20 protein-coding genes are annotated in these 21,700 nt (G+C 67.5%); 11 read left to right on the top strand and 9 right to left on the bottom strand.

Annotated elements, in window-relative coordinates; genetic code table 11:
• Positions 1-204: 204 nt before the first annotated feature.
• Both ORI27_RS22055 and ORI27_RS22050 read right to left on the bottom strand, forming a co-directional pair.
• Entirely contained in the window at positions 205-996 is a 792-nt protein-coding gene (locus ORI27_RS22055; RefSeq protein WP_265999165.1) for a ketosteroid isomerase family protein, read from the bottom strand.
• A complete protein-coding gene (locus ORI27_RS22050; protein ID WP_265999221.1) occupies positions 996-1,553 on the bottom strand; it encodes a nicotinamidase in 558 nt (185 codons plus the stop codon). The genes ORI27_RS22055 and ORI27_RS22050 overlap by 1 nt, the downstream gene beginning before the upstream one ends.
• A gap of 95 nt (positions 1,554-1,648) precedes the next feature.
• On the opposite strand from ORI27_RS22050, the gene ORI27_RS22045 reads away from it, so the two are divergent.
• Positions 1,649-4,609, top strand: a complete 2,961-nt coding sequence (locus ORI27_RS22045) for an aminotransferase (RefSeq protein WP_265999166.1) — start codon at positions 1,649-1,651, stop codon at positions 4,607-4,609.
• 260 nt (positions 4,610-4,869) lie between these two features.
• On the opposite strand, the gene ORI27_RS22040 is transcribed toward ORI27_RS22045, so the two are convergent.
• Positions 4,870-5,586: an MBL fold metallo-hydrolase gene (locus tag ORI27_RS22040; protein WP_265999168.1), complete on the bottom strand. Its 717-nt coding sequence runs from the start codon at positions 5,584-5,586 to the stop codon at positions 4,870-4,872.
• Between the two features lie 190 nt (positions 5,587-5,776).
• Here ORI27_RS22040 and ORI27_RS22035 point away from each other — a divergent pair, with 190 nt between their 5' ends.
• Genes ORI27_RS22035 through ORI27_RS22025 form a run of 3 tightly spaced genes read left to right on the top strand, consistent with a single transcriptional unit; the run spans position 5,777 to position 8,836 of the window.
• Positions 5,777-7,051 (top strand): glycosyltransferase family 4 protein, encoded by a 1,275-nt coding sequence (locus ORI27_RS22035; protein ID WP_265999171.1) that lies wholly within the window; start codon positions 5,777-5,779, stop codon positions 7,049-7,051.
• Positions 7,045-7,776, top strand: a complete 732-nt coding sequence (locus ORI27_RS22030; protein WP_265999173.1) for a class I SAM-dependent methyltransferase — start codon at positions 7,045-7,047, stop codon at positions 7,774-7,776. The genes ORI27_RS22035 and ORI27_RS22030 overlap by 7 nt, the downstream gene beginning before the upstream one ends.
• The gene (locus ORI27_RS22025) at positions 7,760-8,836 is read left to right on the top strand and encodes a prenyltransferase (RefSeq protein ID WP_265999174.1); all 1,077 of its coding nucleotides are present in this window, start codon (positions 7,760-7,762) and stop codon (positions 8,834-8,836) included. The genes ORI27_RS22030 and ORI27_RS22025 overlap by 17 nt, the downstream gene beginning before the upstream one ends.
• Here ORI27_RS22025 and ORI27_RS22020 read toward each other — a convergent pair.
• Positions 8,826-9,506 carry a class I SAM-dependent methyltransferase gene (locus tag ORI27_RS22020; protein ID WP_265999175.1) on the bottom strand — a complete coding sequence of 227 codons (681 nt, stop codon included), beginning with the start codon at positions 9,504-9,506 and terminating at the stop codon, positions 8,826-8,828. The genes ORI27_RS22025 and ORI27_RS22020 overlap by 11 nt on opposite strands.
• 82 nt (positions 9,507-9,588) lie before the next feature.
• On the opposite strand from ORI27_RS22020, the gene ORI27_RS22015 reads away from it, so the two are divergent.
• The 5 genes from ORI27_RS22015 (at position 9,589) to ORI27_RS21995 (ending at position 13,551) form a co-directional block, all read left to right on the top strand.
• Positions 9,589-10,161 carry a TetR family transcriptional regulator gene (locus tag ORI27_RS22015; protein ID WP_265999176.1) on the top strand — a complete coding sequence of 191 codons (573 nt, stop codon included), beginning with the start codon at positions 9,589-9,591 and terminating at the stop codon, positions 10,159-10,161.
• Positions 10,162-10,302: 141 nt separating this feature from the next.
• Positions 10,303-11,547 (top strand): mechanosensitive ion channel family protein, encoded by a 1,245-nt coding sequence (locus ORI27_RS22010; RefSeq protein WP_265999177.1) that lies wholly within the window; start codon positions 10,303-10,305, stop codon positions 11,545-11,547.
• A 47-nt stretch (positions 11,548-11,594) separates the two neighbouring features.
• A complete protein-coding gene (locus ORI27_RS22005; protein WP_265999178.1) occupies positions 11,595-12,095 on the top strand; it encodes a DUF6328 family protein in 501 nt (166 codons plus the stop codon).
• Between the two features lie 43 nt (positions 12,096-12,138).
• Positions 12,139-12,873 (top strand): DoxX family protein, encoded by a 735-nt coding sequence (locus ORI27_RS22000; RefSeq protein ID WP_265999179.1) that lies wholly within the window; start codon positions 12,139-12,141, stop codon positions 12,871-12,873.
• An 87-nt stretch (positions 12,874-12,960) separates the two neighbouring features.
• Complete coding sequence (locus ORI27_RS21995) at positions 12,961-13,551, top strand: RDD family protein (RefSeq protein WP_265999180.1); 591 nt, start codon at positions 12,961-12,963, stop codon at positions 13,549-13,551.
• 9 nt (positions 13,552-13,560) lie between these two features.
• Here ORI27_RS21995 and ORI27_RS21990 read toward each other — a convergent pair whose 3' ends face one another.
• Positions 13,561-14,997 (bottom strand): GntP family permease, encoded by a 1,437-nt coding sequence (locus ORI27_RS21990; RefSeq protein WP_265999181.1) that lies wholly within the window; start codon positions 14,995-14,997, stop codon positions 13,561-13,563.
• Positions 14,994-15,497 (bottom strand): gluconokinase, encoded by a 504-nt coding sequence (locus ORI27_RS21985; RefSeq protein ID WP_265999222.1) that lies wholly within the window; start codon positions 15,495-15,497, stop codon positions 14,994-14,996. Before ORI27_RS21985 ends, ORI27_RS21990 begins: the two co-directional genes overlap by 4 nt.
• 123 nt (positions 15,498-15,620) lie before the next feature.
• On the opposite strand from ORI27_RS21985, the gene ORI27_RS21980 reads away from it, so the two are divergent.
• Positions 15,621-16,340: a FadR/GntR family transcriptional regulator gene (locus ORI27_RS21980; RefSeq protein WP_265999182.1), complete on the top strand. Its 720-nt coding sequence runs from the start codon at positions 15,621-15,623 to the stop codon at positions 16,338-16,340.
• A 2-nt stretch (positions 16,341-16,342) separates the two neighbouring features.
• On the opposite strand, the gene ORI27_RS21975 is transcribed toward ORI27_RS21980, so the two are convergent.
• A complete protein-coding gene (locus ORI27_RS21975; RefSeq protein ID WP_265999183.1) occupies positions 16,343-17,101 on the bottom strand; it encodes a DUF4333 domain-containing protein in 759 nt (252 codons plus the stop codon).
• Between the two features lie 92 nt (positions 17,102-17,193).
• Here ORI27_RS21975 and ORI27_RS21970 point away from each other — a divergent pair, with 92 nt between their 5' ends.
• On the top strand, positions 17,194-18,081 hold the full coding sequence (locus tag ORI27_RS21970) for an SCO6745 family protein (protein ID WP_265999184.1): 888 nt from the start codon (positions 17,194-17,196) through the stop codon (positions 18,079-18,081).
• A gap of 8 nt (positions 18,082-18,089) precedes the next feature.
• On the opposite strand, the gene ORI27_RS21965 is transcribed toward ORI27_RS21970, so the two are convergent.
• Both ORI27_RS21965 and ORI27_RS21960 read right to left on the bottom strand, forming a co-directional pair.
• Positions 18,090-20,075, bottom strand: coding sequence for a DUF7064 domain-containing protein (locus ORI27_RS21965; protein WP_265999185.1), 1,986 nt, complete (start codon positions 20,073-20,075; stop codon positions 18,090-18,092).
• Between the two features lie 83 nt (positions 20,076-20,158).
• Positions 20,159-21,679, bottom strand: coding sequence for a carboxylesterase/lipase family protein (locus tag ORI27_RS21960; protein ID WP_265999186.1), 1,521 nt, complete (start codon positions 21,677-21,679; stop codon positions 20,159-20,161).
• Positions 21,680-21,700 lie beyond the last annotated feature (21 nt).

The following is a 21,700-nucleotide window of genomic DNA, read 5'->3' as shown; positions in this document are numbered from 1 at the left end:
GGGGCCGGGCTCTGAGTTGTGCAGTATAGATACTATATATTATAGGTCATTCAGCGCGTTGCCCAATTCCCGGGCGCGCGCCACTTGGCCGACCTTCAGGTGAGGATTCCGGGCAGGCCGAATCACCGTGGCTGACAACGTGGTGCCCGGCGCACAGCAGGCCGTTCCAGGTTGCCGCGCGTTCGGGACGGCGGGAACCGCCGACTACTCGGCGAAGTAGCGGAGCCGAGTGATCACCCCGCCGGCCGCTCCGAGTTCGGCGATCAGCACCGCGGGCCGCGGGCTACGCACCGACACGGTCACCGACGAGCCGGCGGCGATCAGTTTGGTCCACGACATTCCGGTGAGCTCGTCACTGAAAGCGCCGAATTTCACCGGGTTTCGTTCACCACGGGTGATCAGTGCACCCGGCCCCAGCGATCGCCACGCGCGCAGCTGGTCGCCGGCGGCCATCGCGTCCAGGAAGCCCCGCACCGTCCGCTTCCCCCGGAACCGGGCACCGCGAAAGCCGGTGGCGAAGCCCAGCGCGCCCCGCATACCCTGATTGCGCATCAGCGCGCGACCCAGCTCCAGCGCCTGCGGACCCGCGGCCAGCCCGTTGCCCGCGAACTGCAGCACCATCGCCGGCAGCTCCCAGTAGGCGCGCAGGCGTTCGATCCGCCACCCGGGTGTCTCGTCACGCAGGTCATAGCGCAGCACCGCGGGGATGCGCATCGTCACCGCCGGGCCCATCCCGACTTCGAGGACGACGTCCCTGATGACCGTCGACTCGGAGACGATATCGGCCTCGCGATGGAAGACGATCCGGCGCGGCGCGATGAACGTGTCGTAGAACCGCCCGATCTGGACCGCCCCGATGTGCGGTCGCGACCCGACCGGATCCTCGACCCGGCCGTCGTCGGTGAACAAGCCGACCCAGCCGGCACGGTCGTGGTCGGCCGCCATCGACGGGGAGCGGTCGACGGCGTCGACCAGGGCCGAGCGAGGTGCTGACATCAGGCGGTGCGAACCAGTTCGATCCCGTGACCGCGCATCTCGTCCAACGCATCTGCGGTCGTGCCGGGAGCCACTCCGGCCGTGAGATCCACCAGGACACGGGTTTTGAACCCGGCGCGACTGGCGTCGGCCGCGGTCTGGCGTACGCAGTAGTCGGTGGCGATTCCGGCGATGTCCACTTCGTCGACCCCGCGGGCGCGCAACCAATCGGTCAGCGAGGTGTGATCACTCGCACCTTCGAACCCGCTGTAGGCGGCGGTGTAGGCGCCCTTGTGGAAGACCGCCTCGATCGGCTCGGTGTTCAGTTCCGGATGGAAGTCGGCACCGCCGGTACCCGCCACACAGTGCCGCGGCCACGAGTCGACGTAGTCGGGCTGGTCGGCGAAATGCTCGCCGGGGTTCACGTGGTAGTCCTTGGTCGCCACCACGTGGTCGTAGCCGTGGTCCCCGGCCAACAGAGCGTTGATCGCCCGCACCACCGCGCCGGCCCCGGTCACCGCCAGGGACCCACCTTCGCAGAAGTCGTTCTGCACATCGACGACGATCAACGCCCGCATCTGCCCACCGTATCGGCTGATCCGATGCCGTACTACCGAGTCGTGGCGGCAGTACAGTGAAACGCCGAACCGCCAGATGAGGACGCCGTAGCCAGATGACACTGTTCGACTTCTTCCAGGCCGAGGAACTTCCGGTGCCTGCGGTCACCCCGGCGCGGGCCCGCGAGATCGCCGAGACACATTTCGGGGTCGACGCCCAGGTCACCGCGCTGGGCAGCCAACAGGACGCCAACTTCCTGCTGAGCAACGCCGAAGGTGCTCCGATCGGGGTGCTCAAGATCGCCAACCCCGCGTTCTCCCGCGTCGAGTTGGAGGCTCAGGACGCCGCGGCGGCCTACCTGTGCCAGACCGAGCCGACCGTGCGCGCGGCGACAAATGTCGGGTTCGCCGGTGCCGCACCGATCGCCGAAGTGCAAGGCGAGGACGGCACCACGCTCTACGCGCGGATCATCGCCTACCTGGCCGGCGGCGCCATGAGCGGCGAGCGGTACATCACCCCCAGCCGTGTGGCCGCGCTGGGCACACTGGCCGGCCGGACCGCCCGTGCGCTGGCCGGGTTCGAGCACCCCGGCGTCGACCGGGTCCTGCAATGGGATCTGCGGCATGCCCAGCGCACGGTCGAGGTGCTCGCCGGTCACGTCACCGACATCGGCCGCCGCGCGGCCGTCGAGTCCGCGGCGGCCGCCGCCTGGCGGACGGTCGCCGACCTGAGCGAGGATCTGCCGATTCAGGTGATCCACGGCGACCTCACCGACGACAACGTGGTGTGCAGTTCAGCCGAGACGGGCCGGAACCCTGACGGCATCATCGACCTGGGCGATCTCACCCGATCGTGGACCGTCGGGGAATTGGCGATCGCGGTGTCGTCGTTGCTGCGCCACGAGGGCGGTGAACCCGCGGCCACCCTGCCCGCCATCGCCGCCTTTCACGCCGTACGCCCGCTCAGCCCCGCCGAGATCGAGGCGCTGTGGCCGCTGGTCGTGCTGCGCGCGTCGGTGCTGGTGGTCAGCGGCCTGCACCAGGCCTCGATCGACGCCGACAACGTCTACGCCACCAGCGCTCTGGACTACGAGTGGCGGATCTTCGAACGCGCCACCGAGGTACCCACCGAGGTCATGACCGCCCAGATCCGCGCCGCGCTGGGCACCGCCTACCCGGTCGAGCCGCTGCCGGTGGCGGCCCCGCTGATCGACGGGCTGACCACAGCCTCGGTGCGGCGACTGGACCTGTCCAGCGAATCCGATGGGATGGATGCCGGGCGGTGGCTGGTCGCCGGCTGCGAGGACGACCTTGCCGCCGAATCCCTGGCCGGTGATGCCGGTGCGGTCATCAGCACGTTCGGCCAGCCGCGCCTGACCCGGTCGGTGCCGCTGAGCCCGCAATCGGCGGCCACCGTCGGCACCGGCATGGACCTGTGGCCGGGTGCGCCGATGCCGATCACCGCACCCTGGGACGGTGTCGTGGACACGGCCACCGGAGACACCGTCACCCTGACCGGCACCGCCGGGACGGTGGAGGTCCGGGGTGTCCTGCGCATCGGCGACGCGGTGCGTCAGGGTCACACCGTGTCCGCGGGCACCCTGTTGGGCATCCTCGAGGGCCGCGCGTGGATTCAGTGGCGCAGGCAGCCGGAGGCGCTGCTTGATGTCGCCGGCCCAGCGGCTCCGGCGGTCCCCGACTTCGTCCGGGCCGAATACGCCGCGGGTTGGCTGAGCCTGGTCGAAGACCCCAGCGCGCTGCTCGGCCTGCCGCCCGTGGCCCCCGCGACCGACGACAGCGAGGCGCTCTGGCGCCGTCGCACGGATTCGTTCGCGGCCGTCCAGGAGCACTACTACCTCAACCCACCCCGCATCGAGCGCGGCTGGCGTGAGCACATGCTGGCCAACGACGCCCGCAGCTACCTGGACATGGTCAACAACGTCGCCATCCTGGGCCACGGCCATCCCGTGCTCGCCGACGCCGTCGCCCGCCAGTGGCGGCGGCTCAACACCAATTCACGGTTCAACTACGGTGCCGTGGTCGCGCTCTCAGAACGGCTGGCCGCCACCCTGCCCGGCCCGCTGGACACGGTGTTCCTGGTGAACTCCGGCTCGGAGGCCGGCGACCTGGCCCTGCGGCTGGCGATGGCCGCGACCGGACGCCATGACGTCGTCGCGGTGGCCGAGGCCTATCACGGTTGGACCTACGCCACCGACGCCGTGTCGACGTCGGTGGCCGACAACCCGAACGCGCTCGCTACTCGGCCCGGCTGGGTGCACACCGTCCCGTCGCCCAACGCCTACCGCGGGCAGTATCGCGGCCCGGATGCTGCGCGCTACGCCCCTGAGGCTGTCGGGATCATCGAATCCCTTACCGCACAAGGGAAGCCGCCCGCAGCCTTCATCTGTGAGCCGTTCTACGGCAACGCCGGCGGGATGGCGCTGCCCGACGGATACCTCGCAGCCGTCTACTCGGCGGTGCGCGCCGCGGGAGGGCTGGCGATCGCCGACGAAGTACAGGTCGGTTACGGCCGCACCGGCCGCTGGTTCTGGAGCTTCCAGCAGCAGGACGTGGTGCCCGACATCGTCACCGTCGCCAAGGCGATGGGCAACGGCCAGCCGCTCGGGGCGGTGATCACCACGCGTGAGATCGCCGAGCGGTACCGCACCCAGGGCTACTTCTTCTCCTCGGCCGGGGGCAGCCCGGTGTCCTGTGTGGTCGGCCTGACGGTGCTCGACCTACTGGAATCCGAGGGGCTGCAGCGCAACGCCCTGACCATCGGCGACCACCTGAAGGCCCGCATCGATGAGCTGGCGACCCGTCACGAGCTGATCGGCACCGTGCACGGCAGTGGGCTGTACATGGGCGTCGAGCTCGTCCGCGACCGCGCCACGCTGGAGCCCGCGGTCTCCGAGACCGCGGCGATCTGCGAGCGGTTGCGCGAACTCGGTGTGATCGTCCAGCCCACCGGCGACCGGCAGAACGTCCTGAAGGTCAAGCCCCCGATGTGCATCGGCCGCGAATCGGCCGATTTCTTCGTCGACATGCTGGACCGGGTGCTGTCCACCGGCTGGTGAGTCAGGCGGCGCCGGGCCGGGTGTCGACCGACCACAGGTGCGTGCACGTCGGGCACTGCAGGTGGACCAGAGCGCCCCGGTTACTCAGCAGGTATTGCCAGTGCGCGCGGCAGTTGCGGCCACCCAGGCAATCACCACACCGTGCTCCGTGGTCGCAGTTGGGACAGGCTAGCCAGGCCCGCCGACTCGCGTCGGCGTCGGGATCGATCGGAAGCATAGGAAAGGCTTACCTAATTTCCGGTTTTCGTCAACGGCTACCGTCACCGCGGGTTCTGCGCCCGCGCCGCCAACCAGTCCCGCTGTGCGCACACGAACGACGCGTCCACCACCGCCCCGTGGCCCGGGACGTAGAGCGCATCAGGTCCGCCGAGCGCCAACACCCGGTCCAGGGCGCGCGGCCACGCGGGCACGTCCGAGCCCGCGTCGATCGCCGGGTCGGCGGATTCCTCGACCAAGTCGCCGCAGAAGACGACGGTGCGCTGGGCCGGCGCGGCCGCCGGGACGACAACGACCAGGTCGTGGTCGGTGTGGCCGGGCCCGGGCGATTCCAGGTGCACGCCGCGGCCACCCAGATCCAGGTCCGCGGCGGTCACGATGTGATCGGGCGCGCGGATTCCGGCGATGGCTTGATCCAACCGCTCCGGGGCGACGCCGTACGCCAGGGCGTGCTCGCGAACAACACCGATCCGGGTGGTCATCGCCTCGGCGACGGCGGCCGGGGCGTACCGGACGGCCGAACCGAAGCCGGCCGAACCGAGAATGTGGTCGAAATGGTGATGCGTCAACACCACATCGGTCACCGCGCCACCGGTGAGCACTCCGACGTCTCGCGCGATGTGAGCTGCCTCAGAAAGTGTTGTGCCGCAATCGATCAGTAGAACCCGATTACCGCCCTGGACCAGCCCGACCGTGACGTCGAGGAATGGCAGCCGACAGCGCCAGACACCGTCGGAGAGCATTTCCCAGTCGTAGTGCATCACTGGAGAAGATAGACCCTGGCCTAGGCTGTCACCGGGCACTTACGTTGCAGTATGTAGCTAAGCGAATTATAGTCCAGACACATGTCCAGACAGCTCGCTGACCGTGTCCGGTTATTTACACGATGACATATGCGAGCCCGGCGGGTAACTCGGCCGTATCGGTCATGGACGTTGCAGGAGCGTGAATATGCGGATTGCGTTGCTGTCCTACCGCAGCAAGACCCACTGTGGCGGGCAGGGCGTGTACGTCCGGCACCTCAGCCGCGGGCTGGTGGAACTGGGACATGACGTCGAGGTCTTCTCCGGCCAGCCCTACCCCGAGATCCTCGATCCGCGGGTTCGGCTGACGAAGGTCCCCAGCCTGGATCTCTACCGTGAGCCCGACCCCTTCCGGGTGCCGCGGCCCAGCGAGATCCGGGACCGAATCGACCTGCTCGAGCTCGCCACGATGTGGACATCGGGCTTCCCCGAGCCCCGCACCTTCAGCCTGCGCGCCGCACGGCTGCTGGCGGCCCGTCTCGACCAGTTCGACATCGTGCACGACAATCAGTGCCTGGGCACCGGACTGCTACGAATCGCCGAGATGGGCCTTCCCGTGGTGGCCACCGTGCACCACCCGATAACCCGAGACCGGATGCTCGATCTGGCGGCCGCCAAGTGGTGGCGAAAGCCGTTGGTGCACAGGTGGTATGGCTTCGCGGAAATGCAGAAGAAGGTGGCCAGGAGCATCCCCGACCTGTTGACGGTGTCGTCATCGTCGGCAACCGACATCGCCGACGACTTCGGAGTCAGCCCGCAGCAACTGCGTGTCGTGCCACTGGGGGTGGACACCGACCTGTTCAAGCCGTCCGATCAGCAGCGCGTCGCGGGCCGCATCATCGCCATCTCCAGCGCGGACCGACCGCTCAAGGGAATCGGCCACCTGCTGCACGCGGTCGCCAAGCTACGCGCCGACCACGACCTGCAGCTTCAGCTGGTGGCCAAGCTGGAACCGAACGGGCCGACCGAGAAACTCATCGCCGATCTCGGCATCAGCGACATCGTGCACACCTCCAGCGGATTGTCCGACGAAGAACTCGCGGGACTATTCGCGTCGGCCGAAATCGCCTGTATTCCTTCGCTTTACGAAGGTTTCTCACTGCCCGCAGTGGAGGCAATGGCCAGCGGAACGCCGATCGTGGCCAGCCGCGCCGGGGCACTGCCCGAGGTCCTGGGCGCCGACGGCGAATGCGCCGACCTGGTGACGCCGGGCGACGTAACCGAGCTGATCTCCGCGCTCGGCAGGCTGCTGGAATCCCCCGCGCGCCGGCAGTGGCTGGGCACCGCGGGACGCCGCCGCGCGCTCGACGTGTTCAGTTGGGAATCGGTCGCCGCGCAGACGGTGCGGGTCTACGAGAAGGCCATCGCGCGGGCCGGGCACCGCCGCACCGACAGCATCGAGGCGGTGGACGAACCATGCTGACCGTCGACTTCGACCGGCTCGACATCGGGTCGGGAACCAAGGTCATCGACGTCGGCTGCGGCGCCGGTCGGCACAGCTTCGAGGCCTACCGGCGCGGAGCCGATGTCATCGCCTTCGATCAGGATGCCGCCGAGCTGGCAGAAGTCGACACGCTCCTGCAGGCGATGGGCCAGGCCGGCGAGGCGCCGAAATCGGCCAAGGCGCAGGTCGTCGTCGGCGATGCGCTGGCGCTGCCCTATCCGGACGCGACATTCGATTGCGTGATCGCCTCGGAGATCCTCGAGCATGTGCCGGAGGATGACGCCGCGATCGCCGAACTGATCCGGGTCCTCAAGCCCGGCGGCAAGCTCGCGGTGACGGTGCCGCGGTGGCTTCCCGAACTGGTCTGCTGGGTGCTGTCCGACGAATACCACGCCAACGAGGGCGGTCACATCCGTATCTACAAGGCCGACGAGCTGCAGGCCAAGCTGGTTCGCGGTGGTCTCACCTTCACCCACTCCCATCACGCTCATGCGCTGCACTCCCCATTCTGGTGGCTCAAATGCGCTGTCGGCGTGGACAAGCCCGACCACCCGGCCGTCAAGGCCTACCACCAGCTGCTGGTGTGGGACATGATGTCCCGGCCCGCGCTGACCCGGATCGCCGAAGCCGCGCTCAATCCGCTTGTCGGCAAGAGCGTGGCACTCTACTTCGAGAAGCCGATCACGAATGCCGCACCCGTCTGATCTCGAGGGTGTGCCGGGCGTCGCCGGCATCCTCACGCCGCAGCAGTGCCGCCAGACGGCGGAATCCATCGCGGCCGTGCAGGAATCATCCGGCGAGATCCCGTGGTCGGAGACCGGGCACACCGACGTGTGGGATCACGTCGAGTGCGCCATGGCCCTGTCCGTGGCCGGCCTGCTCGAGCCGGCGCGTGCCGCCTACGAATGGTGCCGCCGCGAGCAACGTGCCGACGGATCGTGGCCCATCCAGTACCGCCGCGGTGTGATCGAAGACGCCAACAGCGACAGCAACTTCTGCGCCTATATCGCCGCGGGCGTCTGGCATCACTTCCTGGTGACCGGTGATCAGCGCTTCGCCGAGCATATGTGGCCCACTGTTCGCGCGGCCGTCGATTTTGTCCTCGACCTACAAGCCGGTACTGGCGAAATATACTGGGCGCAAAGCCCGGCCGGAGTTCTTCCGGAAGCCCTGCTGACCGGATGCGCCAGCGTGTACCACAGCATCCGGTGCGCGGTTGCCCTCGCCGACCACCTCGACGACCCGCAGCCGGAATGGGAAGTCGCCCTGGGCCGGCTCGGCCACGCCATCGCCGACCACCCGGACGCGTTCACCGAGAAGCCGCACCACTCGATGGACTGGTACTACCCGATTCTCGGCGGCGCGCTGCGCGGTGCGGCCGCTACCGCCCGAATCGCCCGGCGCTGGAATGATTTCGTGGTCGACGGGCTGGGCATCCGTTGCGTCGACGACCGGCCGTGGGTGACCGGAGCTGAAACCTGCGAACTGGTCATGGCGCTGGATGCAATGGGTGATCGGGATCGGGCCCTCACCCAGTTCGCCGCGATGCAGCACCTGCGCGAACGGGACGGCTCGTACTGGACCGGGCTGGTCTTCGCCGACGGCAAGCGCTGGCCGGTCGAGCGAACCACCTGGACCGGGGCCGCGATGATCCTGGCCGCGGACGCGCTGTCCTGGACGACCGGAGGCAGCGGCATCTTCCGCGCCGCCGACCTGCCCCGCGGCTTGGAGGGCGACTACGACTGTGAATGCGTCAGCCGCTGACCGGATCCTCGCCCGCCGAGCCGCCGGTGCGCTCCAGCACCCGCAGCGAACCCATCGCCCCGACCTCGGTGAAGTGGCCGGATTCCACAGCGCGGCAATAGATGTTGTACGGGGGTCGACCTCCGTCCCGAGGGTCGGGGAAGACGTCGTGGATGACCAACGCGCCACCGCTGGCGACCCATTTCGCCCATCCTTCGAGGTCTTGTTGTGCGGCGGACTCGCTGTGTCCGCCGTCGATGAAGAGCAGTTGCAGCGGAGTCTGCCAGCCGCGGGCCACGATCGGCGACTTACCCACCACCGCGACGATCGTGTCGTCGAGGCCCGCCGCGTCCAGCGTCCGGCGGAAGGTCGGCAGCGTGTCGAACCTGCCGCTGACCGGATCGACCATCGTCGTGTCGTGGAATTCCCAGCCCGCCTGGTGCTCCTCGGATCCGTGGTGGTGATCGATGGTGTACAACACGCTGCCGGTCGCCGCCGCGGCAGCGCCCAGCATGACGGTCGACTTGCCGCAGTACGTCCCGATCTCGACCGCCACGCCGCCGTCCAGATAGCGCATCGCCGCGTCGTAGAGCGCGCGCCCCTCATCTGCGGGCATGAAGCCCACCACTTGCTCGGCCAATTCGAAAAGGCGGGAAGTTTGCGCGGCAAGGGCGGTGTCAGTGCGGCTCATGGTCCGAACCTAACCCGCCGGGATGGTCTATGGCCAGCGCGCACCTTGTCGGTGCAGGTACGTTGTAGTAGCGTCCGGACATGTGTCTGATCCGGTAGCTCGGGAATCGACGCGACGCCGGTTGACAGCGAAGCAGGCCGCCACGGTCGACCGCTTGGGTCGCGCCGCGGTGGACGTGCTGAGCCGGGAAGGCTTCTCCGGCCTGACAATCCGGATGGTGGCTGCCGAGGCGGGTGTCGGCGCGGCGACGGCCTACACCTATTTCTCGTCCAAGGAGCATCTGGTCGCCGAGGTTTTCTGGCGCCGGCTGGCCTCGACACCCGCCCCGCCCGACGACTCCCCCGATCCGGTCGACCGCGTGGTGGGTGTACTCCGCCACATCGCGCTGCTCGTCGCCGACGAGCCGGAACTGGCCGGCGCGGTCACGACGGCCCTACTGGGCAAGGATCCCGATGTCGAGCACCTCCGATTCCGCATCGGCCGCGAAATTCACCAGCGGTTGACCTCTGCGCTTGGCACGCAATGCGATTCGGACGTGGTCGAATCTCTCGAGCAGCTCTACGCGGGTGCGCTGGTGCGCGCCGGGATGGGCTATGCCTCCTATACGGAGATCGCCAGCAGGCTGGAGGCCTCGGCCCGGATGCTACTGACCTGAGATCACCCGCGCCGCACAGTGTGATAGCTGTCTCAATGATTCGGCGCACCTCTCAAACGCCGGTCGGACGGGTACGCCTCATCAGGGCCAGTGTCGGCCCCACACCGATGACGTTCCGATTTCGGGAGAAGCAACCGCCTGATGTCTGAAACCAGTGAATTGAACTCCGCCGCCACGTTCGCCATCATGGCCGCCTGGGTCGCCGGGGCGATCGCCCTGGCATATCTGTGCGGAGTCGCATTGTCCTGGACGCTGCACCGCCTGGGCCGGCGAAGCGCCCTGCTCGACGACATGGCCACACTCACCCGCCGACCGGCCCGTGCGGCATTGATGATGATCGCCGCGCTGACGGCTTTCGACCGCGTCACCGATGAAGACGCGCCCTGGCGCAACCCCGTCCACCAGATCCTGGTGATCATGCTCATCGCGGCGATGACCTGGGTGCTGAGCAGCCTGGTCATGGTCGCCGAGCAGCGGGTCATCAGCCGGTTCGGTGGCGGGGACACCCAGATGACCGACGCGGACCGCCACCGCCGCAAGATCCGCACGCAAGTGACCCTGTTGCGCCGAATCGCGATCGCCGTCGTCATCCTCATCGGGACCGCGGCGGCGTTGATGACCTTCCCCGCATTCGTCGACCTCGGTCGAACATTGTTCGCATCCGCCGGCGTGCTGTCGGTGGTCGCGGGGCTGGCAGCGCAGACCTCGCTTGGGGCGGCGTTCGCCGGGATACAGATCGCCTTCTCCGACGCGATCCGGGTCGGAGACGTAGTGGTGCTCGAGGACGAATGGGGGCGGATCGAGGAGATCACCCTCACCTACGTGGTCGTACACCTGTGGGACGAGAGGCGTCTGGTACTGCCCTGCACCTATTTCACGACGACCCCGTTCCAGAACTGGACGCGACAGGCGACCGAGTTGCTCGGCACCGCCGAACTCGACGTGGACTTCACCGTCCCGCTGGATGGCATGCGCGCGGAACTGGATCGGCTCTTGTCGGCCAGCGACCTCTGGGACGGACGCGTCGGCGTATTGCAGGTCACCGACGCCGTGGGCGGTCATGTGCGGGTGCGGATGCTGGTCAGCGCCAGCAACGCCGGCGCGCTGTTCGACCTCAGATGCGCTGTGCGCGAAGGCATGGTCCGGTGGCTGCAAGACACCAACCCAGGCGCCCTTCCCCGCTGGCGGGTCGAGCAGTTCCGCGGGCCGTCGGGCGCGCTGGAGCACCGCGACGGCACCGCTCGACGGGGTCGCGCGGACTCCACCCTGTTCACCGGCAGCCCGCAGGCCGAGGAGCGGGGGCGCGCTTTCGAGGGGCCGGGGCCCGAGGCCCAGGCCGAACGAGCCGGCTCACCCGATATGGCGCATTCGCTGCGCGGTGACTAGCTCGGCGCCGGGGGTTTGCCCATTCCCGAGTGGGGAATGCCCATCACGTGGATGTCGACCACCCCGAACTGGATCAGCACTGGAACGCCGAGGCCCGGTCGGAAACCCAGGTCGAGCGCCTGGACCGCAATTGGACCAGTCTGCTGCAGGAGCTCAGGGTCACCCAGACCGGTGTTCAACTGCTCACCGGATTTCTCCTCACGCTGCCGTTTCAGTCCAGATTCGCCGAGCTCGGCTCCCGGCTGCACGCCGCATATCTGGTCACGGTGGCGTGTTCCTTGACGGCCACGGTCCTGTTGGTCGCCCCGGTCGGCATGCATCGGCTGCTGTTTCGCCGGCACAAGCTTCGGCCGTTGGTATCGGCAGCGCACCGGTTCGCATTCTGCGGACTCCTGCTACTGGGTGCCACGCTGGCGGGTGTCGCTGTCGTGGTGTTCGGAGCCGTGATCGGCGAGACGGCCGGCGTCGTCGCCGGTGGCGTGGCCGTGGTGGCGATACTCAGCGGTTGGGTGGTATTTCCGGTATGGACGCGGCACTTCGACGGGTGACCGCTCGGGTTTGATCACATAGTGGGCAGGGAACTCCGCCGCCATGTTGATTCGCAGAATCGCCCGGCCCATGTTGGCAGCGGTGTTCATCGGCCAGGGATTCGAGGCCTTCCGGAGCCCGAAACCGGCCGCCGAAGCGGCTCGACCCGCCCTCGAAGGCCTCCAGAAGCTGCCCGAGCCGGTCGGCTCGGGGGTCCCGAGCGATGCCGAGACGTTCGCGACGATCACCGCGGCGGTGCAGATCGGCGGGGGGCTGTTGCTGGCCTCGGGGCGGTTGCCCCGCCTGGCCTCGGCCGCGTTGGCGGGAACGGTGATACCGGCCAACCTCGGCGCGCACATGTTCTGGGACGAGTCCAACCAACAACTCAAGGCCGAGAAGCGCCGCGCGTTCCTGACCGATCTGAGCCTGCTCGGCGGTCTGATCATCGCCTCGGCCGACACTGCGGGCAAGCCGTCGCTGGGATGGCGTGGTCGCCGTGCCGCGCGCAAGGTCAGCGAAGCGGTCTCGGCCGGTCTGCCTGGATCGACTCACACCATGTTGGACAACGACCTGCTGGACAAGGTGGGCCCGAAGGTGGGCCATGGTCTTCAGCTTGGCGCCGAGCGGGGCCGAGAGCTAGCGGTGGTTGCCGGTGAGCGGGCGGCTCCACTACTGGAGACGGCGCGCAAGCGCGGCGCCCAATTCGCCGACATCGCCAGGGATCACGGTGGCGACTTGGTGGACGCCACCCGCGCCAAGAAGGCCAAGAAGCGGGCTGGGAAACTGGCCGGCCGCTGACCCGTCGGATCGAGCCGCGGCGAAACCCTGCTGGATCTGGCCCGGAGGGTAGATTGGGCCAGACCAACGTCAGCGGGAGGAGCGATTATGACCACGGGTGACCACGACCCCAACGCGTACGGTCCGCCCGGGGGCTACCCCCCGCCGCAGCCGGGCCCGGCCGGGGGCTTTCCCCCGCCACCGCCCGGCGCCTATCCCCCGCCCAATCCGTATGGCCAGCCGGGGCAGGGCGGCTACCCGCCGCCGGTACCGGGTGGCGGCCAGCCGGGCGGGCTTGGACTGCGGTTCGCCGCGCGCCTGATCGACGGGATCATTGTCTCGATCGTCGCGTTCCTGCTCGCGCTGGGTGTCGATGCAACCAGTAATATCCTTGTCACAGGCCTGTTTTCGGGCTTGCTGACGTTCATCTACTTCGTCGTGTTCGAGATAACCCAGGGCTGGACCCCGGCAAAGAAACTGCTGGGCCTCAGCGTCCACGGCCCCGGAGGGGCGCCCAAGCCGACGTTGCAACAGTCGGCGATCCGCAATTCGTTCACGCTGCTCACGATCATTCCGTTCCTGGGTGGTGTCCTGGCCTTCATCGCCTACATCGTGATCGCCGTGACTATCAGCAACAGTCCGACCAAGCAGGGCAAGCACGATGAGTTGGCCGGCGGCACACAGGTGGTCAAGGGCTGATCGCCGCCCTCAGATCACCAGACTGAGCAGCAGGACGACGACCAGGCCGGTCACCGACAAGACTGTCTCCATCAGCGACCAGGTTTTGATGGTCTGACCGACGCTGATCCGGAAATACTGGTTGACCAACCAGAATCCGGCGTCGTTGACGTGGGAGAAGAACAGCGAGCCTGCCCCGACGGCGAGCACGACCAGCGAGACCTGGCTGCTGCCAAGGCCCTCCACCAACCCGAGCACGAGAGCCGAGGCGGTGATGGTGGCGACCGTCGCCGAGCCCGTCGCCAGCCGGATCAATACCGCGAGCACCCAGGCCAGCAGGATCACCGAAATGTTCACGTCCTTGGCCCAATCGGCCAGCAGAGTGCCGATACCGCTGTCGACCAGCACCTGTTTGAAGCCGCCACCCGCGGCGACGATCAGAATGATGCCGGCGACCGGCGGCAAGCCCGATTCCACGCACTTCATCACGTCGGGACGGGACATTCCGGCGCCGCCGCCGAGGGTGAAGATGCCGACGATGACTGCGATCAGCAGTGCGACCAGCGGCGTGCCGAGCACGTCGAAAGTCACTCGGAACCACTGGTTTTCGTCGTCGATGAAGATGTCGACGAGCGCCTTGCCCAGCATCAGGACGACGGGCAGCAGCACGCTGAACAGCGTCACGCCGAAGGACGGGCGGCGAGTGCCGCGGTTCTCGTCGGGAATCACCTCGGCTTCGGGTCCAGCGTCCCGCAGCGCCGCCGCGCCGGAACCGAACGTATCGGGCGCCTCCACGACGACCCATCGCCCGGCCAGCCTGCCGAACAGCGGCCCGGCCACGATGATCGTCGGGATCGCCACCACCACACCGAGAGCCAGAGTCAGGCCCAGGTCGGCGTTCAACAAGGAGATCGCGGTCAGCGGACCGGGGTGTGGGGGAACGAAACCGTGCATCGCGGAAAGCCCGGCCAGCGCCGGGATTCCGACGGTGATCAGCGAAAGCCGGGAGCGCCGGGCAACCAGATAGATGACCGGCATCAGCAGGACCAGCCCGATCTCGAAGAACATCGGCAGGCCGATGATCGCGCCCACCAGGGCCATCGCCCACGGCAGGGCTCGCGGGGAGGCATGTCCGATGATGGTGTCGACGATTTCGTCGGCGCCGCCGGAGTCGGCCAGCAGTTTGGCGAACATCGCACCGAGCGCGATCAGGATGCCGACGCCGGCTGCGGTGGAACCGAAGCCGTCCGAGAACGACTTCAGGACCTTCTCGAGGTTCTCGCCGGCGACGATGCCGACGGTCAGCGCGCCGAAGATCAGCGACAGGAACGGGTGCAGGTGCAGCACCGTGATGAGCACGACGATCACCGCGATACCGGCCAGGAACGCCAGGATCAGCTGCCAGCCGGGGGCCACCGGCGTCGGCAACTTGGGCGCTTCGGCCAGAAGCGTCGCGTTGAGGTTCATCGGCGTGGTTCTCCTTCGGTGCGGGTCAGGTAGCTGTCGATGATCGAATCGATGTTCTGGTCGACGTCGATGCTGATTCCGTGCTCGTCGACGTCGAGCGGTTCGAGGGTGTTGAACTGCGAGGCCAGCAACGAGGCCGGCATGAAGTGACCGGGGCGGCTGGCCTGCCTGCGCGCGATGACCTCCTCGGTCCCGCTCAGATGCAGGAACGTGACGTCGGCGCAGTGTCGCCGGAGTTGATCGCGGTATTTGCGTTTGAGCGCTGAACAGCTCATCACGCCGCCGTCGGAGTGCGCGGCGAGCCACTCGCCGATGGCCTCCAGCCACGGATGCCGGTCGTCGTCGTCCAATGCGTGTCCGGCGGTCATCTTGGCGATATTGGCCGGCGGGTGGAAGTCATCAGCGTCGGCGAAGGGCACCCGCAGCCGCTGGGCCAGCGCTGCGCCGACCGTCGACTTCCCCGAACCGGACACCCCCATGACGACGATCGGTGGAGTCAGGCCTGCGACTACCCTGCTGTGCGCCATGCCACACAGAGTGCATCAATGATCATACGTTTGCAAGCAGTTCTTGACATGAGTCTGTTTTATTGGACTAGCTGTTAGGTATGACAGGATGTATCCGTGACGTCAGAGTCCGTGGTGAGCGAGTTGCACAGCAGTGTGTTGACCGCGCTCGGCGAGGGCATCGTCTCCGGGCGTTACCAGCCCGGCCAGGTTCTGACCCTCGACGGCGTCAGTGCCGAGCACGGCGTGTCCCGCTCCGTGGCCCGAGAAGCCATCCGAGTACTGGAATCCATGCGGATGGTCGCGCCCCGCAGGCGGGTGGGCATCACGATTCAACCGTCCACCAAATGGAATGTGTTCGATCCCAGGGTGATTCGCTGGCGGCTGGATGCCGGTGACCGTGCGGCGCAGTTGATGTCGTTGTCGGAGTTGCGCCGAGGGTTCGAGCCCGCCGCCGCAGCGCTCGCCGCCCGGCGCGCCGATCCGCATCAGTGCCGGATCATGGCGGCCGCCGTATCCGACATGGTGGTCCATGGCCGCTCCGGCGACTTGGAAGCATATCTATTGGCCGACAAAATCTTTCATCGCACGCTACTGGAAGCCAGTGGCAACGAGATGTTCCGGGCTCTCAACGACGTGGTCGGCGAGGTACTCGCGGGACGAACCCACCACGGCATGATGCCGACCCGGCCCAACCCGGCCGCGATCGAATTGCACGACGAGGTGGCGCGGGCGGTGCGACTGCGAGATGAGGTAGCAGCCGAGCGCGCGATGCGGGCCATCATCGACGAATCGGCGGTTGCGCTGGCTGAGGATCTGTCCCTCGGGCAGGGCTGAGATCAACCGGCGGGCTTGTAGTCGTAGTTGATCCGGTCTCCGTTGACATCGGTGACGGTCACGGTGAAGTCCTGGGTCTCCGGTCCGGCGACCACGGTGCAGGTGATGGAATTGCCGACCTTGCCCTCCAAGTCGTCGGTGCAGTCCGCAGAATCCGGCCGGCTCCCCAGCTGCGCCGCGAGCTGAGACAACAGCGAGTTCTCGACCTGCGCCTTGTCCAGCACGGGCAGCACGTTGAAGTACATCATCAGACCCTTGACCCTGGTGACGGCGACGGTCCGCTGCGAGGTCACGCCGCCGGCCGTGATCTCGCATTGCGTCTCGTCCCCCTTCTTACCGTCCAGACCGCCCTCACAATTGACCGAGTCGATCGTGACGTTGGGGGCGACCCTCTGGGATACCAGGTCGGCAACTTCCTTGTCGAGCTGGTCCTTCGACATCGCCGGCCTCATGTCGTAACTCACCGTGGTGCCCTCGACTTTGGTGGCGGTGACGATGAGGTCGAAGCTGTTCGTGCTGCTCATCACCACCTCACAGCGGGTGCTCTTGCCGACCTCACCCTGCAGATTCTCCTTGCAGGTCACCGTCTGCGGCTTCTTCTCGGCCTTCTCCAGGCGCTGGGAGATGTCCTTTTCGAGATCGGTTTTCGACACCGACAGGCCCCCGGTGCTGACATGGAACGAGCATCCGGCCAACGCCACACCGGCAAGGGCCGCCGCCAGCGCGGCGCCCAGCCGCGGAAGCACCATTGTCCGTTGCATCACGACCTCCCCGGGATAGCCATTCGCCAGGGTGCAAGATACCAAGCAACCCGTTGTGACGAGGGGTTCATCGGTGGTGGTTCACTACAGCAGTGAGCAGAACACCTGGGTTGGCGCGCCGTTTCTTCGACCGCTACGAACCCGTCCACGCCGTCACCTACTTCGCCCCGGGCGTACGGACCGTGCTGGACGCCATGGGGTTCGTCGGGTTCTGGCGGGGTTACTTCGCCGCTCGCTCCGCACCGCTGGGGCAGGTGCCGGCGGAAATGGTGACCGCGGTGTTCTACAACTTCTCCGCCGAACGGGTGCGCAAGGCGGTGCCGGCGATCTGGGAGGTCGCCACACCGGACGAGATGCTCCGGGTACGCCAGGAGACCGCGGTCGCCGCGCTGCGGGGCTACGGGTTGGCCGACGCGACGCCGGGCCTGGCCGAGGCCGCGGAACTGGCCGGGCGGGCGGCCCGCAACGCTCCGGTCGACGGCCGCCCACTGTTCGCGGCGAACCTCGCCCTTGCCTGGCCCGACAGTCCGCTGGCGAGCCTGTGGCATGCCACCACCCTGTTGCGCGAGCATCGCGGCGACGGTCATGTGGCGGTTCTGGTGAGCGAAGGCATCAGCGGCCGCGAATCCAACGTCTTGCACGTGGCCGCCGGAGCAGTGCCCGCCGATTTCATCAAGCGCAGCCGGGACTACTCCGACGAGGAATGGGACGGGTGCCTACATTCCCTCGGTGAGCGCGGATTGCTCACCTCCACGGGCACCCTCACCGACGCCGGCCGCGCGTTGAAGGACCATGTCGAGCTGCGGACCGACACCCTTGCACTGAGCGCGTTGAGCGCGCTCGACGATTCCGCGGTCGAGCGGTTGTTCGGAGTGCTCACGCCGATCACCCGCAAGGTCATCGCTGGCGGTGACCTTCCGGCGGCCACTCCGATGGCTCTGCGCCGGGACGAACTCGACGACGACTCCGCGCGGCTCTGATCGGCGACTCAGAGGTTGCGGTTCCACTCCACCCAGCCGACCCCACTTCTGCCGTCGGCGGTTTCGACAGCCACCCAGGCCCGCGGAAACTGGCTGATCTGGCCCTCTGGTCCGACCAACCGGACCGGCGCGTGGCCACGGATGTCGATCGTCGTCTGCACCGGGCCGGGCTCGTAGACAATGCTGGTGGTCAGCGGTAATCCGTTGTCGGCGAAGGTCGCATCGGCGGTGACAGCCGTGGTTTCGGTGACCGGTGCACCAGGGCGCTGGATGTAGCCGACGCTGACCGGTGACAGGCCGGGGATCCGGATGTCGACACCGTGCAGATGTGTGCCGTCCTCGAGGTGCAGCGCGCTCCAGACCCAGTCCATACTCCACCAATCCCGCACACCGTGGGAGTGGTCACGCTGACCCGGGACCGCCTCGAACTCGTAGGCCCGCCCGGCGATGGTGATAGTTCCGGTTATGGTGCAAGGGATTTCATATCGCGTGGTGATGCGATACGCGTAGGGTGCACCCACAGATGTCCAGGTGAGGTCCATCGCGAGGTCCACCGGCCGACCCGGCTCGTCGCGCAGTAGCGCCGATGGATCGTCGTATTCCTGTGCGGTGCCGTGGACTTCGACCCGGTAGGACTGCAGTGGCGTGATCGCACCGTGTCGCAGTTCGGCGCCGTCGGCCTCAGCCACCGACGGGTCGGCGGGCAACGGTGCCTCGAAGTTCAACAGCGCGACGGTCGGCATGTCGGGGCCGCACACCAGCGCGTTGATCCACGCGACGTTCTGGTTGGGCACCAGGCCGAGGCGGATCCAGCCGCCGATCCCCTGCGCCGGGTCGGCGAAATCCCAGTACCAGCTCTCGTTCCAGAGCGGCTCCTCACCGGGCTGGTGGGCGCCCTCATCGGCCGGGTCGGGAGTCAGCGCCGGCTGCGCCTCCGGCGCCGGCAGGACGTCAAGGGCGCCGGTGTCGAGCACATGACTGGTATGTCGCTCCAGCATCGTCAAGAACATCTGGTCACCGCGATCGGTGCGCTCGACAAGCATCGACGAGACCACGGCCATCATCACTCCCGCGAAGGTCTGGCGCCGCACTCCCTCCCGGACGTCGTCGAGGGTGAGCCCCGAATCAGGGCCGAGCCCCTGGTGATACGCGCGCAGCAGCTCGTCGTAGTGCGCCCGGCGGTCTTCGACGGCGACGGCGCAGCCAATGAAGTAGGCGACGTCCGTCATCGCCGGACCCCAGGTGACGGTCTGCCAGTCCACCACGGTGAGGTCGCGCCGGGAACCGGGGCGACCGAACAGCATGTTGTCCAGCCGGTAGTCGCCGTGCACCAGGCCTTTGATCCGGTCGGAAACCGACTCCGCGGCCAGGTATGCGTCGAAGCTCTCCACCAGGCGCTCGCACACCAGGCGCTGATCCGCGGTGATCGCATCGCCGTACCGGTCGGCGAACGCGGCGTAGAGCTGACCGATCATCGCCTGGTCGAGCGGTGCGGCCCGGTTGAGCCATTCCGCGTCGGCAAGACTCTGGCTGCCAATCACCGGAGCATGAAGGCGGCCCAGCTGGGTGAGCGCGAGTACGGCGTCATCGATTGTGGCGCCGCGGATTTCGTCCCCGACTTCGGCGGGAGCAGCGTCGTCGAGGAGCAGCGCGAAGACGCCCGTCTCGGGGTCGTAGGAGGTGTGATAGCACTCCGCGACCGGGCCACCGAGGCGCGGCGCGAGGTCGGAGTAGAACCGCACTTCCCGTTCATAGAGCCCCAGCGCAAGTCCCGTCTGCCTGCTCATCGGGTCGGTCGCCGCGACCTTCAGCACCACCGAGGCCGGTCCGTCACCACCGTCGGCGTAGCTCAGCCCGATCCGGTAGCACTCGCTCATCTGGCCGGTGCCGATGCGGTCGACGGTGAATCCGTTCACCGGGGCCCCGACGGCGGCGGCGAGCCACTCGGCGGTCAGATCGCTGGGACGCTCGATGACGGTGTCGTTGGTCTGCACGCGACCAACCTAGGACAGATTTGCCGTCCCACGAGGGGTTTTGCGGCCATTTCTTGACGGGTGTCAATTGAGGCCTGGCCAGGCTATCGACTGGCTAGCGAAAATCCTTCCCACGCCATCCGCCGATGAGGGTGCGGGTCGTATTCGACGCGGGTGTGCCGATCGAATACCAGCACCGCGCGCTCCGGATGGCTGTAGCGCGGCCAGTCCTCACTCGGCACGCCGGTGCGGCTGAAGTTGCGCCACCGGCTCTGCAATTGGTGGCTGACCTTGAGCGCCGAACGCCGGTCGATAGCCGCGGTCAATGCCGCCCCGAGCCGGGTTCGGTAGATGTCGAAGACTGCCAGCAGTTCGGTCGCATGAGTGGCGCCCAGCCCCGACCAGTGCAGGGTGCGCGGGGCGTAGTCGTAGCGGTAGACGTAGGTGGGCGCGTGCGCACTGTGCGCCTCCGCAATCTGCCAGGCGGCCGTGCCGAACGCGAAGTCGCCGCCGAGCTGTACGCACGCCTCGGGTCGCGGATACCCCGGGTACGCGGCGGTGATGCGTTCCCGCGCTTCGGGTTCGGCACTCGACAGGAGTCGTTCTATCGCCGACTCGGTGGTGGGCAACAATTTGAGGAACCGGGTGAACAGCTTGCCCTCGTCGGCATTGGTGCCGACGATGAGCGGCACCTTGTGGGCCGTGCCTCGTCGCATCGCGACGACCGGATCGTCGGGCAGGATGTCGTCGCCGAAGGTCGGTCCGAGCGAGAAGGCGCCGTCCATGTCGTCGAGGCTGCGCACCAGCAGGGTGTCCAGCGCATCGACCAGATCCCTGGGCCGAGCCCGCATCAGCGTCTCGGCCCCGTCATCGGCACCCGCCCCGAGCAGCGCGACGAACTTCCCGGCGATCTTCGCGGCGGTTTCCGGGCCGCTCACCAATCCGGACGCGGGACTTTCGGAAATGGCTTGGACGAAAAGACCTTCGGCCTCCGGAACAGCCAACAGGGTCGCCACGGCGTGTGCGCCGGCACTCTCACCGAAGATCGTCACGTTGTCGGGATCACCGCCGAACGCACCGATGTTGTCGCGCACCCACCGCAACGCCATGACGAGGTCACGCAGAAACAGGTTGCTGTCAATCGGGGTGTCCGGGGTCGACAGCGTCGACAAGTCGACACACCCGAGGGCGCCGAGCCGATAGTTCACCGACACATAGACGCAGCCACGGCGGGCCAACGCGGCGCCGTCGTAGATCGGGGTGGCCGAGCTGCCCATGAGGTAGCCACCACCGTGGACGAACACCATGACCGGCAGGGGCTCGTGGTCGGGTTCGGTGCCCGACCACTGCGGGGTGACGACATTGAGCGTCAAGCAGTCCTCGCCCATCGGCTGGTACTTGCCCACCCCCAACATCGTGTAGCGCCGCTGCTGCGGGGCACAGTTGGCGAAACCGTGGCAGTAGCGCACCCCACGCCAGGGTTGCGGGGGCTGCGGCGCCCGGAATCGCAGTGCCCCGACCGGTGGGCGAGCGTAGGGAATCGAACGCCACCTGTTCACCCCGTGACGGGTGAACCCCTCGACGACGCCGCTGGCCGTGGTGGCGCGGACGGTGTGTTCGTGCATCTCTCGACGGTAGCGAACATC

Origin of the sequence: Mycobacterium pinniadriaticum, from assembly GCF_026242045.1 — a bacterium.
Taxonomy (GTDB): domain Bacteria; phylum Actinomycetota; class Actinomycetes; order Mycobacteriales; family Mycobacteriaceae; genus Mycobacterium; species Mycobacterium pinniadriaticum.
This window is presented reverse-complemented; position numbering and strand designations above follow the sequence as displayed.